Below are 2,032 nucleotides of genomic sequence, written 5' to 3'. Positions count from 1 at the left end.
TATCCAGTGGTGCTGGCCCGGCGAACCCGCGCCGCTCATTACCTGGCCGCTGGTGATCACCTGCGCGCCCGATGATCCTGACGACATCAATGTGGGCATCTACCGGATGCAGGTCCTGGGGCCGAACCGGGTCATCATGCGCTGGCTGGCGCATCGGGGCGGGGCGCGACACCATCGCATGTGGCAGAAGCTGGGGCGCGACATGCCGGTGGCGGTGGCCATCGGCGCCGACCCGGCCACCATACTGGCCGCGGTCATGCCACTGCCCGAGGCCATGAACGAGCTGGCCTTTGCCGGGCTGCTGCGCCGTCGTCGTACCGAGGTGGCGACGGGAAAGACCGTACCGCTGCCGGTGCCAGCTCACGCCGAAATCGTGCTCGAAGGCCATGTCTCAGCCAGTCAGACGGCGCCCGAGGGTCCCTATGGCGACCATACCGGCTACTATAACAGCGTCGAGCCTTTCCCGGTGATGACGCTGAGCGCCATCACCACGCGGGACAGGCCGATTTATCTGTCGACCTATACCGGCCGGCCGCCGGACGAGCCGTCGCGGCTGGGCGAGGCGATGACGCCGCTCTTTGCGCCGCTGGCCCGGCGGCAGTTTCCCGAAATCCTCGATCTGTGGCTGCCGCCCGAGGCCTGTTCCTACCGCGCCATGGTGGTCTCCATTGACAAGCGCTATCCGGGCCAGGCGCGGCGGCTGATGCTGGGGCTGTGGTCCATGCTGCCCCAGTTCAGCTATACCAAGCTCATCATCGCGGTAGATGGCGACATCGACGTGCGCAATTGGAGCGACGTGATGTGGGCATTGGCGACCCGGTTCGATGCGCCACGCGACCTGGTCGTGGTGCCCGATACGCCCATCGACTATCTCGATTTCGCCTCGGCCCAGCCCGGGCTCGGCGGCAAGCTGGGACTGGACGCCACCAACAAGATAGGGCCGGAAACCAGCCGCGAATGGGGCCGGGTGCTTGCCATGACGCCGGAGGTCACCGCGCGGGTGGACGCCATCTGGGACGAACTGGGCCTGCCGGGGGGCAGGGCATGACGCGGGTCGTCGTGGCGATGACGGGCGCCTCGGGCGCGGCGATCGGGCTGCGGGTGCTGGAGCTGTTACGCACGCTGCCCGGCATGCAGACTCATCTCGTGCTCTCGGCGGCAGCCGAGCGGACACTGGCGCATGAAGTGGGTGTGGAGGCAGCCGAGCGCGCGCGTATGCTGGCGCATGTTGCCCACGCCATTGACGATATCGGCGCCAGCATTGCCAGCGGCTCGTTTGCCTCGGCGGGCATGCTGGTGGTGCCCTGTTCCATGCACTCGCTTGGCGCCATTGCTGCTGGTATTGCGGACAATCTCATCGTGCGGGCCGCGGATGTGCATCTCAAAGAGCGGCGGCGGCTGGTGCTGATGACGCGGGAAACGCCGCTGCATCTGGGGCACTTACGCAACATGGTGGCGGTCACCGAGATGGGGGCTATCGTCATGCCGCCGGTGCCGGCCTTCTACAACCTGCCACTGAGCGTCGACGATATCGTTGATCAGCTTGCAGCGCGGGCAATTGACCTGCTCGGCATGCCCGGCAGCCCCCTGGCGCGGGAATGGCGGGGCTAAACCGCCAGCGAATGGCGCGCCTTACCGGTGGCAAGATAGATGTCGAACTTGGCCGCGCATCGAGTCGGGAAATATTCCCGGCAGAAGCGTGGCCACCATCGAGTACAGCCAGGCAACGCCAATCCCCATGGCGATCAGTGTAAACATGTTCAGGCTGCGATTGCGCAGGGATGCGAAACCGCGCTCGAAGAACGGCCATCCGGCCCACAGGACAACCGGGGTCGCGAGCACCAGCTGAATCCAGTTGAGCGACTGAAGCGATACCCATTGGTGCAGGTCGAACAGATGCGCCGCCATTTCGAGCACGAACACCGGCACCGCCAGAGCGGAGCCGATCCAAAACCGTCTCGTCATGTCCACGAGTTCGGGACTTGGCGCTGAATCGGCTGACGGCATCTCGGGCTCGAGAGCCATGCCACAT

Annotated in this window: 2 protein-coding genes and 1 pseudogene; 2 read left to right on the top strand and 1 reads right to left on the bottom strand. The window is 65.7% G+C overall.

What is annotated here, in order from left to right:
* The coding region (locus WH91_RS02145) for a UbiD family decarboxylase (protein ID WP_046169377.1) at nt 1-1,048 on the top strand (1,048 nt) is incomplete at its 5' end.
* Entirely contained in the window at nt 1,045-1,611 is a 567-nt protein-coding gene (locus WH91_RS02140) for a UbiX family flavin prenyltransferase (protein WP_046169376.1), read from the top strand. The genes WH91_RS02145 and WH91_RS02140, both read left to right, overlap by 4 nt.
* Before the next feature lie 51 nt (nt 1,612-1,662).
* Here the strand turns inward: WH91_RS02140 and WH91_RS02135 are convergent.
* Nucleotides 1,663-2,032 (bottom strand): annotated as a pseudogene (locus tag WH91_RS02135) (haloacid dehalogenase); the annotation flags it as partial.

This window comes from Devosia psychrophila (assembly GCF_000971275.1).
Lineage (GTDB): Bacteria > Pseudomonadota > Alphaproteobacteria > Rhizobiales > Devosiaceae > Devosia > Devosia psychrophila.
This window is presented reverse-complemented; position numbering and strand designations above follow the sequence as displayed.

What these genes read in the sequence shown, in the direction of transcription:
- WH91_RS02140 (WP_046169376.1), top strand. Translation starts at nt 1,045, where the DNA reads ATGACGCGGGTCGTCGTGGCGATGACGGGCGCCTCGGGCGCGGCGATC.